A 21,370-nucleotide genomic window follows, 5' to 3' on the forward strand; every position below is an offset into this window, starting at 1 on the left:
ATATCTAGTGATTAGGAACAGGTACTGTTTCTTTTAACTCTGATAATATTGGTGGAGACTTTATTATTGAAAAAAGTAACGGGATGGCAACCTATAATTTTGCAGTCGTAATTGACGACTACTTAATGAAAATCAGTCATGTACTACGTGGCGATGATCACATCGCCAATACGCCGAAACAACTTGCTGTTTATGAAGCATTAGGTATCCCTCAACCACTATTTGGTCACATTACATTAATTTACAGTTTAGAAACCCACAAAAAATTAAGCAAGCGTGACAAAAATACCTTACAGTTTATTAGTCAATACAGAAAATTTGGTTATTTAAACGAAGCATTAGTAAATTTCATTGCTTTTTTAGGCTGGTCCCCTATTGGCGAAAAAGAGTTGTTTACTAGAGATGAGCTAATTGAAGCTTTTGATATTCATCGAATGTCTGCTTCCCCTGCTTATTTTGATCAAAAAAAATTAGACTGGATTAATAGTGAATACATTAAAAAAATTCCAATTGCTGAATTAGCCAATCGAATAGTAACTTTAATAAATGCAGCTGAAACAGATACAGCATTAAAATTAAAAGAGCTAAAAATGCAAGAGAATCTAGATTTTATAAAAAAAGTGATTCAACTTTACCGTGCTGAAGCAAAAACACTAATGACTTTTATGGAAAAAATTTATTTTATTAAAAATTCAGATAGACACAACTTTTCCTATGCAGACTTAGCAGAATTTGATAAAAATAATGTCCATAAAATTTTATTAGTTATGCAAAAAGAAATCCAAAATGCTGTTGAACCAATTGACTATGACTCCATTCTATTGGCTATACAAAAAGAAACTGGCCAAAGTGGACGAAATCTCTATATGCCATTAAATGTTGTTTTTACAGATAATAAATCTGCTCCACAAATAACTGAACTGTTAGCCATTATGCCAAAGAAAAATGTTGAAATTATGATCGCTAACGCCTTAAAGTCGTTAAATCAATAACAAATAATTATTTACGAATTAATTTAGATAAGCAATGTTAAATGGAAACTTTGACCAGTAACCAAAGCTTTCTATTTATCATTGCTTATATTTTTTCAGAAACAACTGATTTACTTGAACTATCAATTTTTAAATGAGGATGTGTTTTTATGAATCTAGAAGATATATCTATTTATTGTAAAATCTGTCAAGAAGAAACTTTTTTTAAAGCATCTGAACATGAGCATATGTCACAATCAGCAATTTCTAAAACTATTTTTAGATTAGAAGATTTTCTTGGAAAAAAGTTAATCGAGCGTAGCCGTGGAAAGCATAAAATCACTTTAACTCATGATGGAGAAATCTTTTTGAATTATGCAAACAAAATTGAAGAAACAATTACTGAGATGAACAAGCATTTTCTATTAAACGATTTCAGACATATTCCGATACTTATAACCGATTACGCAATGGAACAAAATATTTCTAAAATTTTTGATCAATACGAAAAATTATGTCTGTTTAAAGAAGATACTTGTAGACAACTTAATGTCCAACAAGGAGAGATTCGAATAATAGAAAGTCCAATTAAATTAGATTCTAATCCTCATTTCGAGACAACCTTATTTTACCAAGAAGAACTCTTTTTGGTTTGTTCAAAAGATAATACATTAACTGACTACTCGGATTATCGTGCGTTATCTTTCATTCAAAGTCAGGTTAACTCCTCTCTAGCTCATAGCGTACAAATTTTTTTCGATTTGTATAAAATACCGAAAAATAATGTAGTCATTCGAGAAGATTTACAAATTGTTAAAAATATGCTGACTCTCAGTAACCGTGTTACCATTCTCCCAGCAAGTTTTATTAGCAGTAATGATGGACTTCAAAAAATAGCCTTAACCCACAAACTTTTTTACTATCACTATTTAGTTAACAGCACAACAATGTCTGCAAAAGAATAAGAGGTTTTAGAACTGATAAAAGATAAATTATTGAGTTTGGAATCAATCACTATTAAATAGCTCTATACTTTCTGATGTTGGTATTTTTATCAACACCAGAAAGTATAAAGTCTAAAATGAATAATAGTAGAAGTTCTTTTTAAGAAAATTTGCTATTTAACAACAAATTATTTTGCTACTTAAAAAGAAAAGTAACAACTATCTAGTTTTATAGCTCAAAAAAGGCTCAAAAACTTTCAAGTTTCTGACCCCCCTTGGTTTTTCGTGAATAAGACACAACTTGGTTGTGTCTTATTCAATATACCATAACTGTACTCCAAAAACCGCTTAAAAATATTTGGTCTACTCTTTAAACCAAGCTTCCGTTTCAACTACTCCATAATTGCTCTTCACAATGTATTCATAAGGTAGGCTGTCTATAATGTTAGGAATATCGCGTACTTTTATTACTTCCGTTCCATTAAATTTTGTAGAAACAATAAAGAATTCTATTTCTTCATTGTAAACATTAAGAAGTTGTAACATATCTTTATCTTTACTAAAAACATAGTGATCAAAAATTTTGGGTTGCACATGATTGACATCTGATACAGAGATTACTTCAGCCATTGATAATGCACTTTCTTCATTATATTCTATTAAAAATATTCCATGAGTTTTATTACCCTTGTAAGTTTTTAATTTTTGAATATGAGTATCTATGTTTTTCTTACACGACTTTAATAGGTTTTCCTTTAAATGATTATTGGAATACGTTAATCTATGTCTAGCAAAAGTATCTTCATCGCTCAGCCCTTCTTTTATCTCATTACTTCGGCTCTCGAACATTCTTTGTCTTTTTATATGCTCCGCTCCTTTTTTCTTACTTTCGGTAGAAGAAGTGACTAAAAAAAGTTCCAAAAACCCATCAGGCATTATAAAGTCGGGAAAGTCATTTGGCTTTGGATTGGGTGTAAGCGCGTCTAACATTTCTATTAAATACTTTGAATTGTTATTCAATTCTTCTTTTACTTTTTTCAAAGTTCTACATTCTTGTTTTGTTTGTTGTTCTTCATTATTCATTTTCTTAAACTATTCTCCTGTCTTTTTTTAAATATTATGCTTTTACTTTATTTTACACGATAATCTTACTCCACAACAAATTGTTAAATTAGCATTATTAAATGTAAAAATTGATTATACTCATATTTTACATAAATGATGTATGCCCAACTTGAATGTCCTACTATATACCTGGTAAAAATTTGAATAGAAGTATCATCTATGCAGCTGATAATCATAACCTAAAGAACCATTGATAAGTAATTCGGCTTTTGTTTAACTCATTCTAAGTTTACAGCTGTATTTTGACAAAGGGGAACACTAGCAACTTTCTTTAAGAATATTTCAGAAATCGTTTACACAAAATTGCTACTATGCTAACATTTTATGTGTAATTAAATAATAGAAGGAAAGGAGGGGCTCACTTGAGTAAAACTAAGTTCTTAAAGGTAATAACGGCTATGACACTTGTATTATCTACATTAGTCTTGATCAGGCCGACCAACGACGTTAAAGCTAGCAATTTAAATCAAGACAATTCGAATAGTACTATTGAATCAAAGCAAGAACATTCATCACTTACAGTAAACACTAAAAATATGAGCGGCAATGACTTACGTAAAATAGTTGGACATGAAACACCTGAATTCTTGAATAATCAGGACGATTCAACATTAGTTGTTGTCCTTTCTGATGGAGGAGTATTCAGCGGACAATTTACTTCACCACAAGACCAAGATAAAATTCTAGTAGATAGTGAAACTGATCCAAATGCAGTCAGTATTAAAGAATTGAAAAAATTACTACAAAGATAAGTGATAAGGAGCTTAAATAATGAAAAAATGTTATCTTTTACCGTTCATTGGGTTAGGTGTTATTTTTTTTACCAGTTCTAACGCGTATGGAGCTGAATTAAAACCTATAACTCAGGAAATACAGGACAGAACTTCAACTGTTTTTGGAACATTAAACGACTCAGATTCTTTAATTCAACTTCCCGACGGAGGTTATCTTCATGGCAAAGCTTATGAAGTCTCTTCGGATAATCCAGAACAAGTATTGGCTGTATATGACAGTGATACCGATTTAAAGAAGACGACAGTCAAAGAAGTCAAGCATTCAATTAAATTATCAGAACAAAATAATCAATTAGATAAAAATGTAATTGCTCCCAGAGGAACTACTCCACCACCACAAACTTCTTATATGGTTCTACAAACAGGTGGCCAGTACTGGTCTTCTAAATTTAGTGGTAGTGGTTGGCGATTTGGTGGTCGTGGATTTATGCCTGCAGCAGGAACAGGAATTTATCTAGGATGGCAGACATTTGTTGACGATGGAAACATTGGGGGGCCTAATGAAGCTCATAGCACATGGGCAGGGTCTTACAGAGGTAAGCCTTTATATGTTTCCGAAGGATATACCTATAAAGCTCCCGGGGAAACAACACCGGGATTTCCTTGGTTAGCTATTTATTATACGTTAAATCCTGTATCTGGAGCCTACTACTACGTTGCAAATATTTAATCAAACCTAAAAAAGACAAAGAAAATAATCTTTGTCTTTTTATTCTATTTCATTTCAAATACGACTATATTGTAATTAGATATTTGCAACTTGATATGTTTGAGCATAATTAGAATTATCTGGATAGTACGTATAGATTGTATTAATTCCAGAAAAATATTGATAAGTGTTTGCAGATAATTCCGTCCCTTGGATATTCCCTAAAAACGTTTGTACTGCTTGTTGAGCGGTACCCACTCTTGCAGAATCACCAAATGTTCCAAATCTCGTGTATGGACCTCCTGCAATAGATTGATAAACATAAGGGATTGAGTGCCAACCAGCACCTGAAGAAAATGCGCCATCAACAATTGCTCCATATTCCAATTGTCTTAATGTAAAAGTTGGAACCTCACCACGTAAGAAAGATTGTTGTGTTGACACCTCATCTTTAGTAACTGTCTTTTTAGCCTCTTCTAACGTCATTGCTTCTGGATTAGAACTACTATCTAACACAACTTCTGTTAAACCTGTTTTTACAATCATTTTCCCTTGAAGATACTCTCCGCTTGGTAACTTCAAAACTTTTTCTGATTCTGAGAATCCAACAAATCTATAATTTGTTTGTTCCTCTTTTTGAAAAGTTTCTACTTTTGAAGTAGAAAAAATGCTTCCACCTTCCCTATACTCAGCGGCATCAACTTGCATTATTCCTCCAAGAAAAGCTGAACCTAAAATAATTAGACCAAAAATTTTTTTCATGAATTTTTCCCCTTAAATAATTATTTGTCAAAATTTGATAGTTCCTCTTTATTTTTAGTTAAAATTTCTTTTAATTGTTTCAAGTTAAAACGATGCGGATCCGTATTTGAGTTTACTTCTGCCATTTCAGTTACCGCTTTTCCATTAAGTAATGTATAATCATCTAGAACAACAAAGGTGTCATTTTCATTGTAATTTGTTGTAAAAAAAGATATTCGTTCATCGACGTTATTCCCAAATATTTTGTATAATTCTTCAATACTCATATCTTCTAATGCCAAAGTTTCTCCTTGCCTATATTCAACAATTGGTTTCGTCTTTGCTACTTCAGTGGAGCTTTCGCTTGCTCTATTTTTAGAACTTACGCCTATACTACAGCTGGATAAAAGTATCAATGACAATAAACTGCCTATAAACATGTTATATTTTTTCAAAATAACCTTCTCCTTATCTTTCACAACAAAAAAGGAAGCGCTTCCTATATTTAATGTTACACTAATTAACAACCTACTACATTAAAAATTTACAATAAAGTAGTTAAAATACACTATTGAGAAGATTTATTCAAGTTTAGCATCTACATTCCTTTTTTTAAAAGCTTTACTTAGCTAAATACTATTCTAAGTAAGCGTAAAATAAGGTATTTAGATACAATGTCAATCAGCACGATCTATGATATAATACAGTCTATTCTCATCGTATGATTTTTTCATATACATTCAAAATTAAGGAGTTTTTCTATGATTAATGACATTCTATATCTGGTTTACTTTATAGGCCTTTTTTTACTAATTATTATGATAACAATCAAGTTCATACAATTAATTCGATTGAAAAAGAAAACGTATCCTAAGGTTTCACTAAAGCAATTGAAAAAGAATAATAAAAGGATACAGAAGTATTTAGAATCTGTAGATTCTAACTTTAAAACTCAGAGAAACATACAACTTTCGATAAGTTTGGTTATTGCTTTTTTTATAGGACTACTACTTCCTAAATTCTTTCCTTCTATTACTAACCAACCAATAATAGGTAAAAAAAATATTGATTTTCTCTATTTGGGAATAGTATCTATTTCAGATAGTATTTTACTCCTATTTACTCGCAAAGTGGATACAAAAAAATCCCTTATACTTCAACAATATCTAAAAACACATCCGGAAAACGAACTAAACATTGTAAAAATTAAATCCGAAGATAAAGAACAAATCAATACTCATATCACAAAGTGTAGTCGTGTACTATTCTTACTAGGAATATGGGGAATTGTAGGCTCTTTATTTTTAAACTAACAAACACATCAGATAGTCAAATATCTGATGTGTTTTGCTAAACCAGTTTATTTAAAATTTGATTGAGCTCATAAGTGAAGTTAAAGTAGAAACGATAAATGAGAAAGCTGCTACAGCTGTAATTGACACACCACTAGAAATAGCAACCCCTGCCAAAACAATCACCAAAATTGCAAACAAAAAGTAACCAAGAAACTCATTACTTACTTTTCCTTTAATCCAATCAAGGGCATCTTGGAACGGTTTACCAATTTTACCTAAATCTATTTCAAGATTGTATTTTACAGAAGTTGTAATCTCTGTACCATCCACCGTATTTCTTGTCATGTTAAAGGTAATCGAACCAGAAATGACACCCTCTTTATAACCACCACTAAATTCAGCATCCCCTGTTTCAATTGCGCCTGTTAATCCAGAAACGCTATTTTCAATTTGGGCTGTGATTCCCGAACCTAGAACATCTTCGATTTGTCCAGTAAAAGCTGGATCAAATTTTCCATTCATTATACTAAATTTAAACGAAAAATCATTAGCATCTGATGATTGGGCTTGGGCTGCTAACGTTTGAGTTAATTTAAAAATTCCCCACTCAAAAATAACAAATTCTTTCCCAAATTCAAATTGTTCACTATTTAAGATATCATTGATTAATTCAATCCCTAAGCCTCGTAGCATACTAATAGCTGGATCTTTTTTCGATACAGAAGTCACACCTGAATCAGTACCAGATACATTTACTTTATCAATCATCACTAAACCATCGCCTGTACCAATACCACCTGTTGGCTCAGCAAACTGATCAAAAGCCCAAGAAGCTGGCTGTGAAAAGCCTAAATTACCTGACCAGCCTGTAGACATATTGGATACATAACTAGCTACCGCATATCCTGCATCAACTACACGCATGCACGCATTTCTTGTTCCATAAATTCCAATGTTATAGCGATTATTATATTTCATCGTATCAAATAAACCGTTAAAATAAGGAATAATATTGGTAGTAATATCTGAATCTAATGCATCCACATCAACAGCAAAATAAATAATTGAATCTGTTGAAAATCCTAGATTGTCTGCTGCCTCAAAAGCTGATCGTGCATCAGAAACCCCTTGACCATACGTGTAGTAATCAACAGTTGGAAAGTTATCTTGGTAAAGGGGAATGATAGCCATTTCGGCAGCGATAATATTATTCGCTTCACTAAGTGTTAAATATTTAGGCTTAAATTCAGAACCTACCGTTCCGGTTAAATAACGTCCAACATATTTAACCCCCGCCGCTTTTAAGGTTTCAATTTGTGCAGGTGTTAATTGTTCAGCAGTATCCACCGCTGTAAAACTACGATCTGGATTTCCTGAAGATAATAATAAAGACATCGCTGTCGATAAATCAGGATAACCTGTTTCGACCTCATTTAAATGTAAAAATGATTGGAATAAACCAATAGCAAACGATGTTTCCACGTCTATCGATCCTGAAAAAGGCACACTACTTGGTAAAACATTGATTAGATTTTGGTACAATGCATACTGGATTAATGTTACTAATTCAGGATAAGAAGACAATTGGTGACTGTCAGCAATCTCACCATAGACTTTTTGAGTGGTCGGACCAAACACGCCGTTAGCAATATCTCCTAAACCTTCTTCTACCTGAACGCCATAAATCAAAGCTGTATTGGTAGCACGCTGATAAATTCCATCGCAAGGTAAAATTCCTGTCCATTGATAATATTTATTATTTAAATCTTGTTGCATTTGTCTTGTTCGTTCATCACCGCCAGGAACCAAAATAAAGGCACTCATATCAAATAACGCACGGGCCCACATCGAATTGAATTTACTATCTGGCTTGCTAAATCCAGCAGTTTCTTTTAAATCAGTTAACGCTGACACATTCTCTTTTGAGTACGTATCATCAAATTTTCCAGAACCCATCCCTTTACAACGAAATCCAGCGTCAATTAACGTTACAATATTACCGTTTTTATAACCAATAGCCAAATTTGGTGTTACTTGGCTATCCCATGCTGCTGCAGTTCCATCTCCAAAATTATCGACAGGTGTATCTGTTACCTTTAGTTCTAATTGAATTGCTCGGATAATTCCATAGATTGTGTTCCAACCAGTTTGACCAGTTTCTGCAACAGAACCATAATTCGGATTACTTCCATATGTTTCGTTTAGCCATTGTTGTACTTCTAAAACCCAAGGATCTCTTAAACTTTTATTGTATTTCATGTTCATTCCTCCATTGTATATTTTGCATCAGTGATAACCTTATTTATCCAACAAATAATAAATACAGAATTTCATTCCTTTCCAGATATAATTTAAGTTACCATGTAAAGACTCTAATGCTCACTTCTATTTTAGTAAATTACTGGACAAAAAATTCCCTATTTTTTCCACATATTTATCAAATTTAATTACACAACTAAAAAGAGTAACAACATGATATATTCATAGATTACACAAATAATTTGAATAATCTACTTCGTAACTTGATAACAGTAGGAGCATAGAAAGAACCAGCAAATCACACTGTGTCAGTTCTTTTTATGATGAATCTATTAAGTTACGGTTGCGCGGATACCACACATATAAAAAATCTGGTTACAATACTGTAGAATTGATTACAAGCTATAATTGGTAATAGAAAATCCCTTTACTCATACTCGAGTAAAGGGATTTCATTTTAAATTTGTAGTTACTTAAATATAGGAAAGAAAAACGTCAAAGATCAGTCGAGAATTATTCATGATCCTGTATTCTTATACTAACAATAAAAATTATATCCTTTTTTACCTCAATTACACATAGCTACTATCTAAAAGTTTTTTTAATTTTTTCAATAAACTCTGTATTTATCTGATTTTTTCACGAATCAGCTGGACCTTCTACGGTTTCTATTATTCTTATAGCACCAACAGTCCTGCTATTTATTGGTTACTTGCTAAAATACTTATCTGTGTTCTTTGTATTTATTTCTTTTTGATTGAATATAAAAAACAAAAATCCTGTAACGATGACCTTAAATAATTAATTTGCCAATACTATCACCCCATTCTGCTTCTTCTCCAATTTCAACTGATATTGACAAACTAACGTAGTTTTTGTTTCTTGATCCAAGCACTTAACTGAAATTTCGGTTTTCAGTACTCCCTCTTTTTATCTTTCTAAATTTCCTCACACCTTCAATTTTCAAAAGATTTCTGAATCATTGTCCAAAAACCTAATTTTCACACTTATGTGACTTCAAAAAAAGGCAATGTTGATTTTCTGCTTAATTACACACAAAAACACCCTCTTGCTCAGCAAGAGGGTGTTCGTTTGTCGAATAGTAAAGATTAACGACGGATTTCTTTGATACGAGCTGCTTTTCCGTGTAATGCGCGTAAGTAGTAAAGTTTTGCACGACGTACTTTACCGTAGCGAACCACTTCAATTTGAGCAACACGTGGTGTGTGTAATGGGAATGTACGTTCCACACCAACACCATTTGAAACTTTACGTACTGTGTAAGTTTCGCTGATTCCAGCACCACGGCGTTTAATTACAACACCTTCGAATAACTGGATACGTTCACGAGTACCTTCGACTACTTTCGCATGAACGCGAACAGTGTCACCAGGGCGGAACGCAGGAATATCCGTACGTAATTGTTCTTGTGTTAATTCTTGAATTAATGGATTCATTTTATCCTTCTCCTTATTCCCAAATATTCTTATGGTCACTTCTGCCACAGCGGAATATTGTAATAGTTAGAGCGCATTGCACTCACCAAATTAGTGTACCATAGACAAAATGAGCTGTAAAGAGAATTTTCTTGAAAGTTCCCTTATTTTTGTTCTTCTTGTTTAATTTCCTCTAATAACTTCAACATTTCAGGCGTCATTTCTAATGATTCTAACATGTCAGGTCGACGCAAAAAGGTCCGTCGTAATGATTCTTTTAGTTGCCATTCTGCAATTAATTTATGGTTACCATTCGTTAGCACGGCAGGGACTTCCATATCATTGAAAATAGCAGGTCTGGTATATTGTGGATGTTCTAATAGGCCAGTGGAATGTGAATCCGTTTGTGCAGAAAGATCGTTACCTAAGACATCAGGTAATAAACGGACTGTCGCATCAATCATGACCATTGCGCCTAATTCGCCCCCTGTTAAAACGTAATCCCCCAACGAAACTTCATCTGTAACCAAGGTGCGAATCCGCTCATCATAGCCTTCATAATGTCCACAAATAAAAACTAAATGGTCTTCTTGAGAAAATTCTTCGGCCATTTTTTGATTAAACGGTTTTCCTGCCGGATCTAATAAGATGACCCGTTTTGGTTGATTGTTTGTCTCTTCTTCAATTGCCTTTAGATTATCATAGATCGGCTGTACTTTTAAAAGCATCCCCGCGCCACCGCCATACGGATAATCATCGACCGTTTGATGTTTGTTATCTGAAAAATTGCGAAAATTAGAGACATTCAATTCTAATAACTGCTTTTCCCGAGCTTTCCCAATAATTGATTCCCCCATTGGTCCTTCAAACATTCTAGGAAAAAGAGTTAATACATCAATTCTCATCGTCAATCAATCCTTCTGGAATGTCCACATCAATCCGTTGATTTTCGACATCGACTTTTGTAACAACGCCTTCAATATACGGTAAAAGTAAATCTTTTTTCTTTGGTCGTTGGACGACCCACACATCATTCGCACCAGGAGATAAAATTTCTTTAATTTTTCCCAGTTCACTACCGGTTTCATCATAAACAGTGGCACCAATGATTTGGTGATAATAAAATTCGTCCTCTGCCAATTCAGCGAGATTGTCTTTTGCAACTTTTAAAATACCGTCACGATATTTTTCAACATCATTGATATTTGGATGTCCTTCAAAGCTTAAAATGTCAAAATTCTTATGCTTGCGGTGGGACTTCACGACCAATTCAATTGGTGCTTTTTTCTCTTGAAATAGCAGTAACGTTGCCCCTTTTTGATAACGTTCTTCTGGAAAATCCGTTTTCGAAATGACCCGAACTTCTCCTTTGATTCCTTGTGTGTTCACAATTTTTCCTACATTTAAATAATCTGTCACGTGAAAGCCTCTCTTCCTTGTATTTCATCTTTCCTATTCTACCATTTCTTACGCGCAAATTCTATGAAAAAACAAAGGCCAACTTTTCTAGTCAGCCTTTGTTTTTATTAATTCGTTAAACCAGTTAATGTGCCATAAATTAAAAATAAATTCAATAACGTCAAGGCAATTGCAATAATCCAAGCTAAAAATTTCACCCACGCTGGATTCGCAAATTGGCCCATTAATTTTTTATCACTTGTATACATCGTTAAAGGAATAATCGACACTGGCAAAGCAATACTTAGGAAAACTTGCGTATAAAGCAACAAGTCTTCAACAGCCGTTTCGCTACCGCCATAAATAATGACACAGATAATGACTGGCACAATTGCTAACAAACGAGTTAACACTCGTCGTGCCCATAACGGCATTTTTAAATGGATAAAGCCTTCCATTACAATTTGTCCTGACAGCGTACCTGTAATCGTTGAATTTTGACCCGAAGCCAGTAAAGCAATTGCAAAAAGAATACTTAACACTGGGCTAGCAATATTACCAACAATATCTGGATTTTTCAGAGCATCAAATAAATCAACAAATTTACCTAATTCACTGTTGGTTCCATAAAATAATGCTCCTCCTAAAATTAACAACAAACAATTTACGACAAAAGCGACAGTTAATTGAATATTTGAATCCCAAGTAGTGAAACGAATTGCTTTGGCTTTCTCAGCATCATCGTTACGATCAAATTTCCGTGCTTGCGCAATGGAAGAATGCAAATATAAGTTATGAGGCATGACTGTCGCTCCAACGATCCCCAAGGCTAAAAATAACATGGATTTATCTGTCGCTATTTTTGTGTCTGGAATAAAACCTCGTAATACTTCACCAACATTTGGATCTGCTAATGCCACTTCATAAGCAAAAACAAAAAAGATGACTGCAATTAAACAAGAAACAATTGCTTCGATTTTGCGAAAGCCTAACTTTGTCAGTAGCAAAAGTAATAAAACATCAAACGTTGTTATCAACACACCAATTAATAATGGAAAACCAAATAATAATTGCAAAGCAACGGCACCACCAATTACCTCAGCGATATCTGTTGCCATTATGGCTAACTCCGTCACCACCCACAAGGCAACGCCCGTTCGTTTACTTGTATGCTCTCTAGTCGCTTGAGCTAAATCCATTCCTGTCACGATTCCTAAGCGTGCAGCCATACTTTGTAGTAACATGGCAACTAAACTAGAAAGTAAAATCACACTAAGTAACGTGTACTTATATTCCGCTCCGCCAGCAATTGACGTAATCCAATTTCCTGGATCCATATAACCAACAGCCACTAAAGCGCCAGGTCCGCTATAGGCTAACAAAGTTCGCCAAAAGCTTGCGTTTTTAGGTACCTCGACGGTATTATTTATCTCTTCTAAACTAGGTCCATTTGCATAATTAAGCATTTTTTCCGTTTTCTTTTCTTTCATCCAACATCCCTCAATCTATCTTGTTCACACATTTCACTTTTAGGCACACCTAAAACTAGTTAACATAATTATAGTCTTCTTATTCTTCGTTGTAAACTGTTACATTCTAATTTTTTAAGCACTTTCGCTATAAATCGTTTGGTTTTTACCAAAAAATCCCTTACACTTATTTTATCATAGATCGGAGGTTATGAGGATGAAGTTAGATATGGTCGGTATTATCGTCAACGATATGACACAAGCACTCTCTTTTTACCAAACGCTAGGTTTTAACGTGCTGGGAGAAGCTTCACCCGATTACACAGAATTACAAAACAATGGCGTCAGGATTTCTTTAAATTCACTACAAATGATTACTGGTGTCTATGGGTTTGCGCCTAGCCAGCAAGGCGATAAAATCGAACTTGCTTTTCTTTGTGAAACGGCCGCAGAAGTTGATAACACCGTGAAAAAAATGAGCCAAGCTGGTTACATTGTTTTTAAAGAACCTTGGAATGCACCTTGGGGCCAACGATACGCAATCATTAAAGACGTGGATGCAAATTTAATTTCACTCTTTGCCCCTCTATAATATTACTAAAAAATGCGCCACTTTCGTTTCTTTTACTCTCTTTCGAAAGATCAGTGCAGAATGGGTCTTAAGTAGGATGTCTTTTCTGTCTCTTTTTTTGTATAATAAACTTATCAAATGATGTGTATCTTACAACTTTGTTCGTTTGCAGAAAGAACAAACGATGTTTTTTATTGATAAAAAGTTATATACTAAAAGTACGATGAGTATAACTAAAGGAGATGAGAAATGTGAGTGTTACCCTATCTAGAAAAATTGTTAATATTATTTCCATTTTGGGCATTGTTGCAACCATAATTGCAACCATCTATTTTATCCGATTAGGTGTCTTCAAGGACATCAATGCACTAAGAGGACTAGTAGGGCAATCTGTCATTCTCGGTCCGATTATTTTCATGTTAATTCAGATTATTCAAGTGGTTATTCCGATTATTCCTGGTGGTGTTAGCTGTGCTGCAGGGGTCTTGATTTTCGGGCCAACAATGGGCTTCGTCTATAATTACGTTGGTATTGCACTTGGCTCTATTATCATTTTCTTATTAGGTCGTAATTATGGGAAACCATTCATTATGAGCCTTGTCAGTGATAAAACATATAACAAGTATATCGGTTGGTTAGACAATGAAAAACGTTTTGAACGATTGTTTGCTTTAGCAATTTTCTTCCCGATTGCACCGGATGATGCGCTTTGTTTAATGGCCGGTTTAACAAAAATGTCTGTGAAAAAATTTACTCTGATTATTTTATTAGCAAAACCTGCTTCTATCTATTTATATAGTCTTGCGTTAATTTATGGCGGTACATTTTTAACTAGCTTACTGGGAATGTAAAATAAATAAAAAAGCGAACGGACTAAATCAAAACTCTGCCTGTGTCAGTTTGATTTAGTCCTTTTATTATGGAATTTTGGTAGAAACTGGGGGACTTTTGATGTTTAGTTATTTTAAAAATAGTATTGTGAATACGCTAGATTTTCTTAAAGGGACAACGGCGTATTTTCGCGATGTGCTCTTGATGCACGGATTTATGTTATTCGTTCTATTGCCTTTATTGACAAGTTTGTCCAAATTGGTACTCAAAGAAGGTGGGATTGATTATATTTCCTATGATAACTTAGGGGCAATTGCTACGCAACATCCCTATGTCCTTTTGACTTTTTTACTAATTGGGCTGTTAATTTTACTGGCGCTCTTTTTTGAATTTACCTTTTTATTGCTTAGTGTCTATTTTATTAAGAAAAAGCAACCAATTACTCTAACGCAATTATTGCACGGCACCTTGCTTCAGATCAAAAAAGTTCGAGGAATTACCTTTCTGTTTTTCCTGGCATATTTCTTTTTGATTTTACCATTAAGTGGGTTAACCTTCCGCTCTTATTTATTAACAAGAGTTAAGATTCCAGCCTTTATCTTAGATTTTATTTTTGCAAATCGCGTCATTATTATTATTGGTTTCGTATTGTTAGAACTGATTATCTTATATTTAGCGATTCGACTTGCTTTTGCCCTTCCAGAGTTGATTTTACGTGATGTTGGTTTTCGTGAGTCTTTAAAACGTAGTTGGCAAATTACAAAGCGGCGCTTTTTCCAGATTTTAGGACAATTTATTATCATTGGTGGAACTGTTTTAGGGATTTTTACGGCTGGCTATTTCTTGATATTTTTAGGTCAAACCGCAGTCGAAACGTTTAAACCTGAGTGGTCTTTACCTAGCGCTGTCATCGCTATGACACTCCTTCAGGTTATGATGCTCTTAAACTTGGTGTTGTCTAGTGTTGCTATTTTTCACATTATTGTTGATGATATGGAGGATGAAGGGATTTTGCCTGACACGCCAGAATGGTTCACCCAGAAATCAGAGGTTCGGGTAGAATGGACCACCTTCAGAGTCGTTCTTTTTTGTTTGATTGCAATCATCTTCGGAATTGGTGTAGGCACCTATAATACGAATTACCTAAGTCATACACCTGACCGAAAACCGGTTACCATCTCCCATCGCGGTGTTAATGGTAACAATGGCGTTCAAAACACCTTGGACTCTTTAATCGAGACCAATAAGGCAAAACCTGATTATGTTGAAATGGATATTCAAGAAACCAAAGACCATCAATTTATTGTCATGCACGATTTTAATTTGCGGGCGTTAACGGGTGTTAATAAACGACCAAATCAATTAACACTTAAAGAATTAACGAATATGAATGTCACAGAAAATGGTCAAACTGCTAAAATGGTTTCTTTCGATGATTATTTAGCCAAAGCCAATCAATTAAAACAACGTTTATTAATTGAAATCAAAACCACGCCTCAGGATAGCCCTGATTTAGTACAGCGCTTTGTCAAACAATACCGTGAAAATATTTTAGAAAACGGCCATATCCTTCATACCTTAACCTATGATACGGCGATGGCCTTAAAGAAAGAAGAACCACGCTTTTATGTAGGCTACGTTATTCCTTTCAACATTGTGGGACCGCCTAAAATGCCAGTTGACTTTTTTACTATGGAATACAGTACAATGAATCGTAACTTTGTAAATGCCGCTCATCATGATGGGAAAAAGGTTTATGCTTGGACAGCAAATGATGAAGATGTTATGACGCGAATGATTTTTTATGGCGTCGATGGTATCATTACCGATCAGCTCAGTCTACTGAATGAAACAATGAAAACCGATTTAGAAAATCCAACATACTCCGATAAACTGTTGAATTTCGCTATTGGAATGGGTTAAAAAAAGAGCCAATCTGCTGAGCAGATTGGCTCTTTTACGTTCATGTTAGTTGTTTTTACCAAAAATTCTTAAGAAAGCTAAGAATAAGTTGATGAAGTCAAGGTATAATTGTAATGCGAAGAAAACGGCCATCCCAGTACCTGCTTGATCACCTGTTTGCGCATAGACTTGGCGTATACGTTGGTTATCATAAGCAGTAATCCCTGAGAAAATTAGGACCATTAAAATGGAAATAAAGAATTCTACAGCATTACTGTGTAAAAGGAACATATTTAGCAACATCGCAATGATAATTCCGATTAAGGCACTATAAGCGGCATGACCAACTGCTGATAGGTCTTTCTTCGTAAAGACACCTACTAATGACATCGCGCCAAAGGTAGCTGCTGCACTTAAAAATGCGCCGGCCACTGTTCCACCAGTATACATTAATAACGTCACGGATAAAGTGACACCATTTAATAATGCATACGCAACAAATCCTGCAATCGCAATGGTTGGATTCTTCTGTGCTTTTGCGCCTAGATATAAAACTAAGCCAATTTCAACAAGCCAAATCATCCAAAAAGCTAAGCTTGATTTGAATAAAGTAGCTAGAACAGGTAAAAAGACAGTCGTCATTGCATAAGCCATGATTGCGCTAATACCAATTCCTAACGCTAAAAATCCGTAAATTTTGGCATAAAATTTATTCAAACCTGTGCCAGTTTGGATATACTCTTGATTATTCATAAGTTAAAGTCCCTTCTTTCTCTGTTAGTTCATCAATCGTCACTTGGGGTGGTTGAACCATCACCACTGCATCTAACACGCGATTTTCTTGCTCATTAACAGCCTCAACTGAAATGGTAATCACATCTTTCATTTTGTCGACTTTGATTACTTCTAATTGGAAAGTCAATGTTTCGTAATGAAAAACGGGTTCCACAAAGTTCACAGAGAAATTCACAACATGTGAACCTGGTCCTGGTAAATGTTTTGAAATCGCACTAGTGATAATTCCCATCAGCATAATTGATGGTACGATTGGTTTTTCATATTCTGTTTTTTGGGCATAATCATGTTGGATATATAAAGGATTCGCATCATTGGTCAAGCCCAAGTAAAGTAATAAGTCCTTGTCTTCAATTGACTCTGTCAAGGACAACGAATCTCCCTCTTCGATATCTTCGATGGTTTTGCCTAATTTTCTCGGTTTTCCGATATTCAAATTAGTACACCTCCGTTATTGATAAGATAATTGTACCAAAATGTACTTAAAAGGCAAGTTAAAAAGTAGTCTTTAAAGGATGTTTAAACAAAACCAACTTATCTGCCATGCTAGCATCCTAAAAACAAACAACGGAACAGGAGCAGCTTCTTATTTTTTGAAGCCAGATACCCCTGTCCCGATTTTATTTATGTTCTCTTATAAAACGTTTCTAGTTGTGTTACTTAGTAATGTTTCGTAAGCTTGTTCAAATTTCTGAACGTCGCCAGCGCCCATAAAGACCACCACTGCATTTTCAAAATCTAGTAAAGGTGACACATTATCTTCGGTAATTACTTGTCCACCTTTTTGAATTTTTTCACCTAAATCTTCAATGCGTACCTCGCCTTGTGTTTCACGCGCAGAGCCAAAAATATTACATAAGAATACTTCATCTGCCAAATCCAGTGCTTCAGCAAATTCATCCATTAAGGCAATTGTTCGTGTAAATGTATGTGGCTGGAAGACAGCAATAATTTCTTTGTCAGGATATTTTTGACGAGCGCCATCAATCGTTGCTTTAATTTCAGCTGGATGGTGCGCATAATCATCAACAATAATCATGTCACTGACTTTTTTCTCGCTAAAACGACGTTTTACACCTTTAAAACTTAGCATTTCTTCTGCGACTTTTTGCATATCAAGTTTTTCAAAATAAGCCACAGCAATCACACCTAGCGCATTCATGATATTGTGATGACCAAATGCTGGTAAGACAAAATGACCTACAAAATCATCCTTGTGATAAACATCAAAAGATGAGCCTTCCGTTGTTCGTTGAATATTTCGGGCTTGGATATCATCCTCTTCGCTGACGCCATAATAATAAACTGGCACTTCTGATTCTAACTGGCGAAGATACTTATCATCACCATAAGCAAAAATTCCTTTTTTGACTTGATGAGCCATTGTTTGGAACGCTGAAAAAACGTCCTCAATGCTCTTGTAGTAATCTGGATGATCAAAATCGATATTCGTCATAATCGCATAATCTGGTGAATAAGCCAAGAAATGACGGCGATATTCACACGCTTCAAATGCAAAGAAATCAGCATCTGGTTCGCCGTGGCCAGTGCCATCACCTATTAAATAACTAGTTGGATTGATACCACTTAATACATGTGCTAGCAAACCAGTCGTACTTGTTTTCCCATGTGACCCTGTTACAGCAATGCTTGTGTACGGTTCGATAAAACGAGCAATGAAATCGTGGTAACGAATTACTTCTGCGCCTAATTCGATGGCGCGGGCGATTTCCTCATGGGTATCTGGAAAAGCATTTCCAGCAATAACAATCATGTCTTTATCAATATTATCTGCATTAAATGGTAAAATAGGGACACCTGATTTTTCAAGATCCCGTTGTGTAAAGAAATACTCTTCTACGTCTGATCCTTGAACGTTGTAGCCTTTTTGGTGTAAGACCAACGCTAATGAGCTCATGCCAGAACCTTTAATTCCGACAAAATGGTATAATTTGTTCTCTTGATTTCCCATTATAATCCTCTTCTCTGTCACTATATAAAACATACCTTTTTTAAAAAAATTTCAATCATACGAGATTCATTATCGTATAAAACAAAAAAATAATCAACTATTAAAACAGAATAAAAAACTTACATGTTTCAATTCCACATGCAAGTTTCATCTCTTAACTAAAATATTTACTGTTTTCTAATACAGAACTTGAATCTTCTAGCATCCCACTTAATGGTTTATCCAAGATGCCCTTTTTCTTTTCTTCTGTCACAGGTGCTTCCGGCTCCACTTGAGCATTTGCTTTAGCTAATTTTTTCCCATAGGCAGTTTGACTTTTAGCATTTTTCTTTGCGGCATTCAAACGGGAACGCGAACGTAAATCCAACGCATCTTCGCCAAAACGTTCTAAGTCTGGTTTGATTTGTTGATATTGTCGTCTAGTTAAAGGAATCTCAGGTTTTGAGGTTGGAATATTAAATTTCCGCACCGTTGGATCTTCTTCCGTATCTTTCACTTGAAAAGCCGTTGGTTCATCATCAAGAATGACATATGAACGCCGATCTTTTTTCATTGCTTTTAGCAACTCTTCTTCAGTAAAACTAGGTTCCTGTTCCTCAGGAATCACAGAAGCCGGGATATATTTAGGAACAAAATAAGAAGGTGTCGTTTTCTGCACTAATGGTGATGCGGCAGGTCTACTTGGTTTCGCTACGACTTCTTTTTTTTTATACGTTTGTGTCCAGCCATTTCCTTTTGGCGTCCCAAAAAGGCTATTATTTTTTTTCGTTGCTTGTTTATTTTTCGTTGCTTTACTAGCATGTTTTGTGTAGTCTGGCAAATTAGAACGATGACGTGCTAATTGCTCTTGTTGTGCTGCTGTTAATTGTTGTGTTTGTTTATTTGTAGTTGATTGATTCGTTGTTGGTTGTTGGACGGATGGTGTGCTTTGTCTGGTATCTTCGGCAGATGTTGCAGTTCTTCTGCTACCTGACATTGCTTTACCAATCAGATCATCTTGAAATAAGTTACGTTCATTATCTGTTGGTAATTTTACGCCCTGTTCATCATCATATGCTGGAAAACGGAAATGTTTTCTCTTCACTTGAGCATTATCCATTGCGGTCATTCCTTTTATTTTTCTTTCTCATTAGTTTAACACATTCTCAATGAATACTAAAGAACTTGCCTGAATTTTTAAGAGAACAAAAAAAGAAACCTCCGTTTAAAAAGGTTTCTTTTTTGTTTATTTATCTAGTTGTAATTTGGCAAAGTCCGCTTTGACTTGAATGAATGACTGAAACAATTGTAAAAACTGAAAGAGTCGCGCCCGATTTTCAAATTCACTCCTTGTTTGCGGCAATGGTTTTGTGCGATAAGTTTCATAAACGGTCTTAATTCGATTCATAATTTCTTGTCCATCATTATTCTCTGCAAATGTTTCTGCCGTATATTCCAATAATTGTTGAATATAGCGAACTTGTTGCGCATCAACAGTAATATCTTCTAATAATTCCAACATGTTTTTTAGAATATTACTTTGCATTTTTCTCATCGCAAAGTACTCTAAATAATACGTATTGGTAGACAGCAATTGATTCTCGGCATGATTTTTGGCCCACGTCTCGCCTGTGCGAATAAAGGTTTTTAAATCTGCACAATGCATGACCAAATTTCGCTCTCCTGCAGCGTTGTTTAAATGTAGCGCCATTTCCCTTAAAATTTTACGAAACATTGTTTCAATGACTTCTTGGTCTTCTCTTAAACGTTTTTCTGTATCAGGCATATAAGAATTAGCTAATAACGCTAGTCCCACACCAATACTCATTAATAAAAACTCATTTCCAATAATCGCCCAAGAAAGATTTTTTTCGACTAAATAATGAGTTACCAAAACGGAACTCACAACAATCCCATCAGATAATTGAAAATACACAGCTGCTGGAATAAATAATAACAAAAAAATACCAAAAGCAATCGCTGTAAAACCTAAAAAAGTAAAACAAATATACGCTAAAATAGTTGCTAAAGCTAAGGATAACAAACGATAAATTCCTGTCATGACAGATGTTTTTTTCGTGCTAGTAACACTTAAAACTGAAATAATCCCTGCCGAAGGGGCATAAAGTAATCCCAGTTTTTCCGCAATAATCATTGCTAATGCAGCGCTAATGGCTGTCTTGACTGTTCGTAAACCAATTTTCATGCATACTCCCCTTAAAAAATAATAATTCTTCAC

Annotated in this window: 21 protein-coding genes; 8 read left to right on the forward strand and 13 right to left on the reverse strand. The window is 34.6% G+C overall.

The features are described 5' to 3' along the window. Positions 1-65: 65 nt before the first annotated feature. Both IGL48_RS08165 and IGL48_RS08170 read left to right on the forward strand, forming a co-directional pair. Complete coding sequence (locus tag IGL48_RS08165; protein ID WP_229236170.1) at positions 66-992, forward strand: glutamate--tRNA ligase; 927 nt, start codon at positions 66-68, stop codon at positions 990-992. A gap of 149 nt (positions 993-1,141) precedes the next feature. Further along, the gene (locus IGL48_RS08170; protein WP_010824766.1) at positions 1,142-1,936 is read left to right on the forward strand and encodes a LysR family transcriptional regulator; all 795 of its coding nucleotides are present in this window, start codon (positions 1,142-1,144) and stop codon (positions 1,934-1,936) included. 342 nt (positions 1,937-2,278) lie between these two features. On the opposite strand, the gene IGL48_RS08175 is transcribed toward IGL48_RS08170, so the two are convergent. Continuing rightward, positions 2,279-2,998 (reverse strand): hypothetical protein, encoded by a 720-nt coding sequence (locus IGL48_RS08175; RefSeq protein ID WP_010824767.1) that lies wholly within the window; start codon positions 2,996-2,998, stop codon positions 2,279-2,281. 404 nt (positions 2,999-3,402) lie between these two features. Between IGL48_RS08175 and IGL48_RS08180 the strand changes: the two genes are divergently transcribed. Further along, the gene (locus IGL48_RS08180; protein WP_010824768.1) at positions 3,403-3,792 is read left to right on the forward strand and encodes a hypothetical protein; all 390 of its coding nucleotides are present in this window, start codon (positions 3,403-3,405) and stop codon (positions 3,790-3,792) included. Positions 3,793-3,811: 19 nt separating this feature from the next. Beyond that, the gene (locus IGL48_RS08185) at positions 3,812-4,504 is read left to right on the forward strand and encodes a hypothetical protein (RefSeq protein WP_010824769.1); all 693 of its coding nucleotides are present in this window, start codon (positions 3,812-3,814) and stop codon (positions 4,502-4,504) included. A 75-nt stretch (positions 4,505-4,579) separates the two neighbouring features. Here the strand turns inward: IGL48_RS08185 and IGL48_RS08190 are convergent, their stop codons facing one another. Further along, positions 4,580-5,245 (reverse strand): hypothetical protein, encoded by a 666-nt coding sequence (locus IGL48_RS08190; protein WP_010824770.1) that lies wholly within the window; start codon positions 5,243-5,245, stop codon positions 4,580-4,582. 20 nt (positions 5,246-5,265) lie between these two features. Beyond that, positions 5,266-5,679 (reverse strand): hypothetical protein, encoded by a 414-nt coding sequence (locus tag IGL48_RS08195; protein ID WP_025190750.1) that lies wholly within the window; start codon positions 5,677-5,679, stop codon positions 5,266-5,268. A gap of 306 nt (positions 5,680-5,985) precedes the next feature. Here IGL48_RS08195 and IGL48_RS08200 point away from each other — a divergent pair, with 306 nt between their 5' ends. Continuing rightward, a complete protein-coding gene (locus IGL48_RS08200) occupies positions 5,986-6,537 on the forward strand; it encodes a hypothetical protein (protein ID WP_010824772.1) in 552 nt (183 codons plus the stop codon). Between the two features lie 51 nt (positions 6,538-6,588). On the opposite strand, the gene IGL48_RS08205 is transcribed toward IGL48_RS08200, so the two are convergent. From IGL48_RS08205 to IGL48_RS08225, 5 genes are all read right to left on the reverse strand, one after another. After that, the gene (locus IGL48_RS08205) at positions 6,589-8,778 is read right to left on the reverse strand and encodes a glycoside hydrolase domain-containing protein (RefSeq protein WP_010824773.1); all 2,190 of its coding nucleotides are present in this window, start codon (positions 8,776-8,778) and stop codon (positions 6,589-6,591) included. Positions 8,779-9,887: 1,109 nt separating this feature from the next. Continuing rightward, a complete protein-coding gene (rplS, locus tag IGL48_RS08210; protein ID WP_002357176.1) occupies positions 9,888-10,235 on the reverse strand; it encodes a 50S ribosomal protein L19 in 348 nt (115 codons plus the stop codon). A gap of 143 nt (positions 10,236-10,378) precedes the next feature. After that, a complete protein-coding gene (gene trmD, locus IGL48_RS08215) occupies positions 10,379-11,119 on the reverse strand; it encodes a tRNA (guanosine(37)-N1)-methyltransferase TrmD (protein ID WP_010777777.1) in 741 nt (246 codons plus the stop codon). Beyond that, the gene (gene rimM / locus IGL48_RS08220) at positions 11,109-11,633 is read right to left on the reverse strand and encodes a ribosome maturation factor RimM (RefSeq protein WP_002360070.1); all 525 of its coding nucleotides are present in this window, start codon (positions 11,631-11,633) and stop codon (positions 11,109-11,111) included. The genes trmD and rimM overlap by 11 nt, the downstream gene beginning before the upstream one ends. 107 nt (positions 11,634-11,740) lie before the next feature. Next, entirely contained in the window at positions 11,741-13,102 is a 1,362-nt protein-coding gene (locus tag IGL48_RS08225) for an Nramp family divalent metal transporter (protein ID WP_002360069.1), read from the reverse strand. A 196-nt stretch (positions 13,103-13,298) separates the two neighbouring features. Here IGL48_RS08225 and IGL48_RS08230 point away from each other — a divergent pair, with 196 nt between their 5' ends. The 3 genes from IGL48_RS08230 (at position 13,299) to IGL48_RS08240 (ending at position 16,406) form a co-directional block, all read left to right on the forward strand. Continuing rightward, complete coding sequence (locus IGL48_RS08230) at positions 13,299-13,673, forward strand: VOC family protein (protein ID WP_002381774.1); 375 nt, start codon at positions 13,299-13,301, stop codon at positions 13,671-13,673. A 221-nt stretch (positions 13,674-13,894) separates the two neighbouring features. Next, on the forward strand, positions 13,895-14,503 hold the full coding sequence (locus IGL48_RS08235) for a TVP38/TMEM64 family protein (RefSeq protein WP_002383106.1): 609 nt from the start codon (positions 13,895-13,897) through the stop codon (positions 14,501-14,503). Positions 14,504-14,603: 100 nt separating this feature from the next. Continuing rightward, positions 14,604-16,406 (forward strand): glycerophosphoryl diester phosphodiesterase membrane domain-containing protein, encoded by a 1,803-nt coding sequence (locus IGL48_RS08240; RefSeq protein WP_010824774.1) that lies wholly within the window; start codon positions 14,604-14,606, stop codon positions 16,404-16,406. 45 nt (positions 16,407-16,451) lie between these two features. Here IGL48_RS08240 and IGL48_RS08245 read toward each other — a convergent pair whose 3' ends face one another. From IGL48_RS08245 to IGL48_RS08265, 5 genes are all read right to left on the reverse strand, one after another. Next, positions 16,452-17,138, reverse strand: a complete 687-nt coding sequence (locus tag IGL48_RS08245) for a Bax inhibitor-1/YccA family protein (RefSeq protein ID WP_002360066.1) — start codon at positions 17,136-17,138, stop codon at positions 16,452-16,454. After that, complete coding sequence (locus IGL48_RS08250; RefSeq protein ID WP_002357164.1) at positions 17,131-17,616, reverse strand: MaoC/PaaZ C-terminal domain-containing protein; 486 nt, start codon at positions 17,614-17,616, stop codon at positions 17,131-17,133. The genes IGL48_RS08245 and IGL48_RS08250 overlap by 8 nt, the downstream gene beginning before the upstream one ends. Positions 17,617-17,814: 198 nt before the next feature. Further along, positions 17,815-19,152: a UDP-N-acetylmuramate--L-alanine ligase gene (gene murC, locus IGL48_RS08255; protein ID WP_002357163.1), complete on the reverse strand. Its 1,338-nt coding sequence runs from the start codon at positions 19,150-19,152 to the stop codon at positions 17,815-17,817. Between the two features lie 154 nt (positions 19,153-19,306). Continuing rightward, a complete protein-coding gene (locus IGL48_RS08260) occupies positions 19,307-20,260 on the reverse strand; it encodes a hypothetical protein (RefSeq protein ID WP_025190751.1) in 954 nt (317 codons plus the stop codon). A gap of 117 nt (positions 20,261-20,377) precedes the next feature. Beyond that, entirely contained in the window at positions 20,378-21,337 is a 960-nt protein-coding gene (locus tag IGL48_RS08265; RefSeq protein ID WP_002360063.1) for an aromatic acid exporter family protein, read from the reverse strand. Positions 21,338-21,370: the final 33 nt, after the last annotated feature.

This window comes from Enterococcus sp. DIV1090, from assembly GCF_050537975.1.
GTDB lineage: Bacteria > Bacillota > Bacilli > Lactobacillales > Enterococcaceae > Enterococcus > Enterococcus faecalis.

Excerpts from the sequence above, each read along its gene's own strand:
- IGL48_RS08205 (WP_010824773.1), bottom strand. The coding sequence starts at position 8,778 with ATGAAATACAATAAAAGTTTAAGAGATCCTTGGGTTTTAGAAGTACAA.
- IGL48_RS08175 (WP_010824767.1), bottom strand. The coding sequence starts at position 2,998 with ATGAATAATGAAGAACAACAAACAAAACAAGAATGTAGAACTTTGAAA.
- IGL48_RS08230 (WP_002381774.1), top strand. The coding sequence starts at position 13,299 with ATGAAGTTAGATATGGTCGGTATTATCGTCAACGATATGACACAAGCA.
- rplS (WP_002357176.1), bottom strand. The coding sequence starts at position 10,235 with ATGAATCCATTAATTCAAGAATTAACACAAGAACAATTACGTACGGAT.
- trmD (WP_010777777.1), bottom strand. The coding sequence starts at position 11,119 with ATGAGAATTGATGTATTAACTCTTTTTCCTAGAATGTTTGAAGGACCA.
- IGL48_RS08265 (WP_002360063.1), bottom strand. The coding sequence starts at position 21,337 with ATGAAAATTGGTTTACGAACAGTCAAGACAGCCATTAGCGCTGCATTA.
- IGL48_RS08225 (WP_002360069.1), bottom strand. The coding sequence starts at position 13,102 with ATGAAAGAAAAGAAAACGGAAAAAATGCTTAATTATGCAAATGGACCT.
- IGL48_RS08245 (WP_002360066.1), bottom strand. The coding sequence starts at position 17,138 with ATGAATAATCAAGAGTATATCCAAACTGGCACAGGTTTGAATAAATTT.
- IGL48_RS08170 (WP_010824766.1), top strand. The coding sequence starts at position 1,142 with ATGAATCTAGAAGATATATCTATTTATTGTAAAATCTGTCAAGAAGAA.
- murC (WP_002357163.1), bottom strand. The coding sequence starts at position 19,152 with ATGGGAAATCAAGAGAACAAATTATACCATTTTGTCGGAATTAAAGGT.
- IGL48_RS08185 (WP_010824769.1), top strand. The coding sequence starts at position 3,812 with ATGAAAAAATGTTATCTTTTACCGTTCATTGGGTTAGGTGTTATTTTT.
- IGL48_RS08235 (WP_002383106.1), top strand. The coding sequence starts at position 13,895 with ATGAGAAATGTGAGTGTTACCCTATCTAGAAAAATTGTTAATATTATT.
- IGL48_RS08200 (WP_010824772.1), top strand. The coding sequence starts at position 5,986 with ATGATTAATGACATTCTATATCTGGTTTACTTTATAGGCCTTTTTTTA.
- IGL48_RS08260 (WP_025190751.1), bottom strand. The coding sequence starts at position 20,260 with ATGACCGCAATGGATAATGCTCAAGTGAAGAGAAAACATTTCCGTTTT.
- IGL48_RS08240 (WP_010824774.1), top strand. The coding sequence starts at position 14,604 with ATGTTTAGTTATTTTAAAAATAGTATTGTGAATACGCTAGATTTTCTT.
- IGL48_RS08190 (WP_010824770.1), bottom strand. The coding sequence starts at position 5,245 with ATGAAAAAAATTTTTGGTCTAATTATTTTAGGTTCAGCTTTTCTTGGA.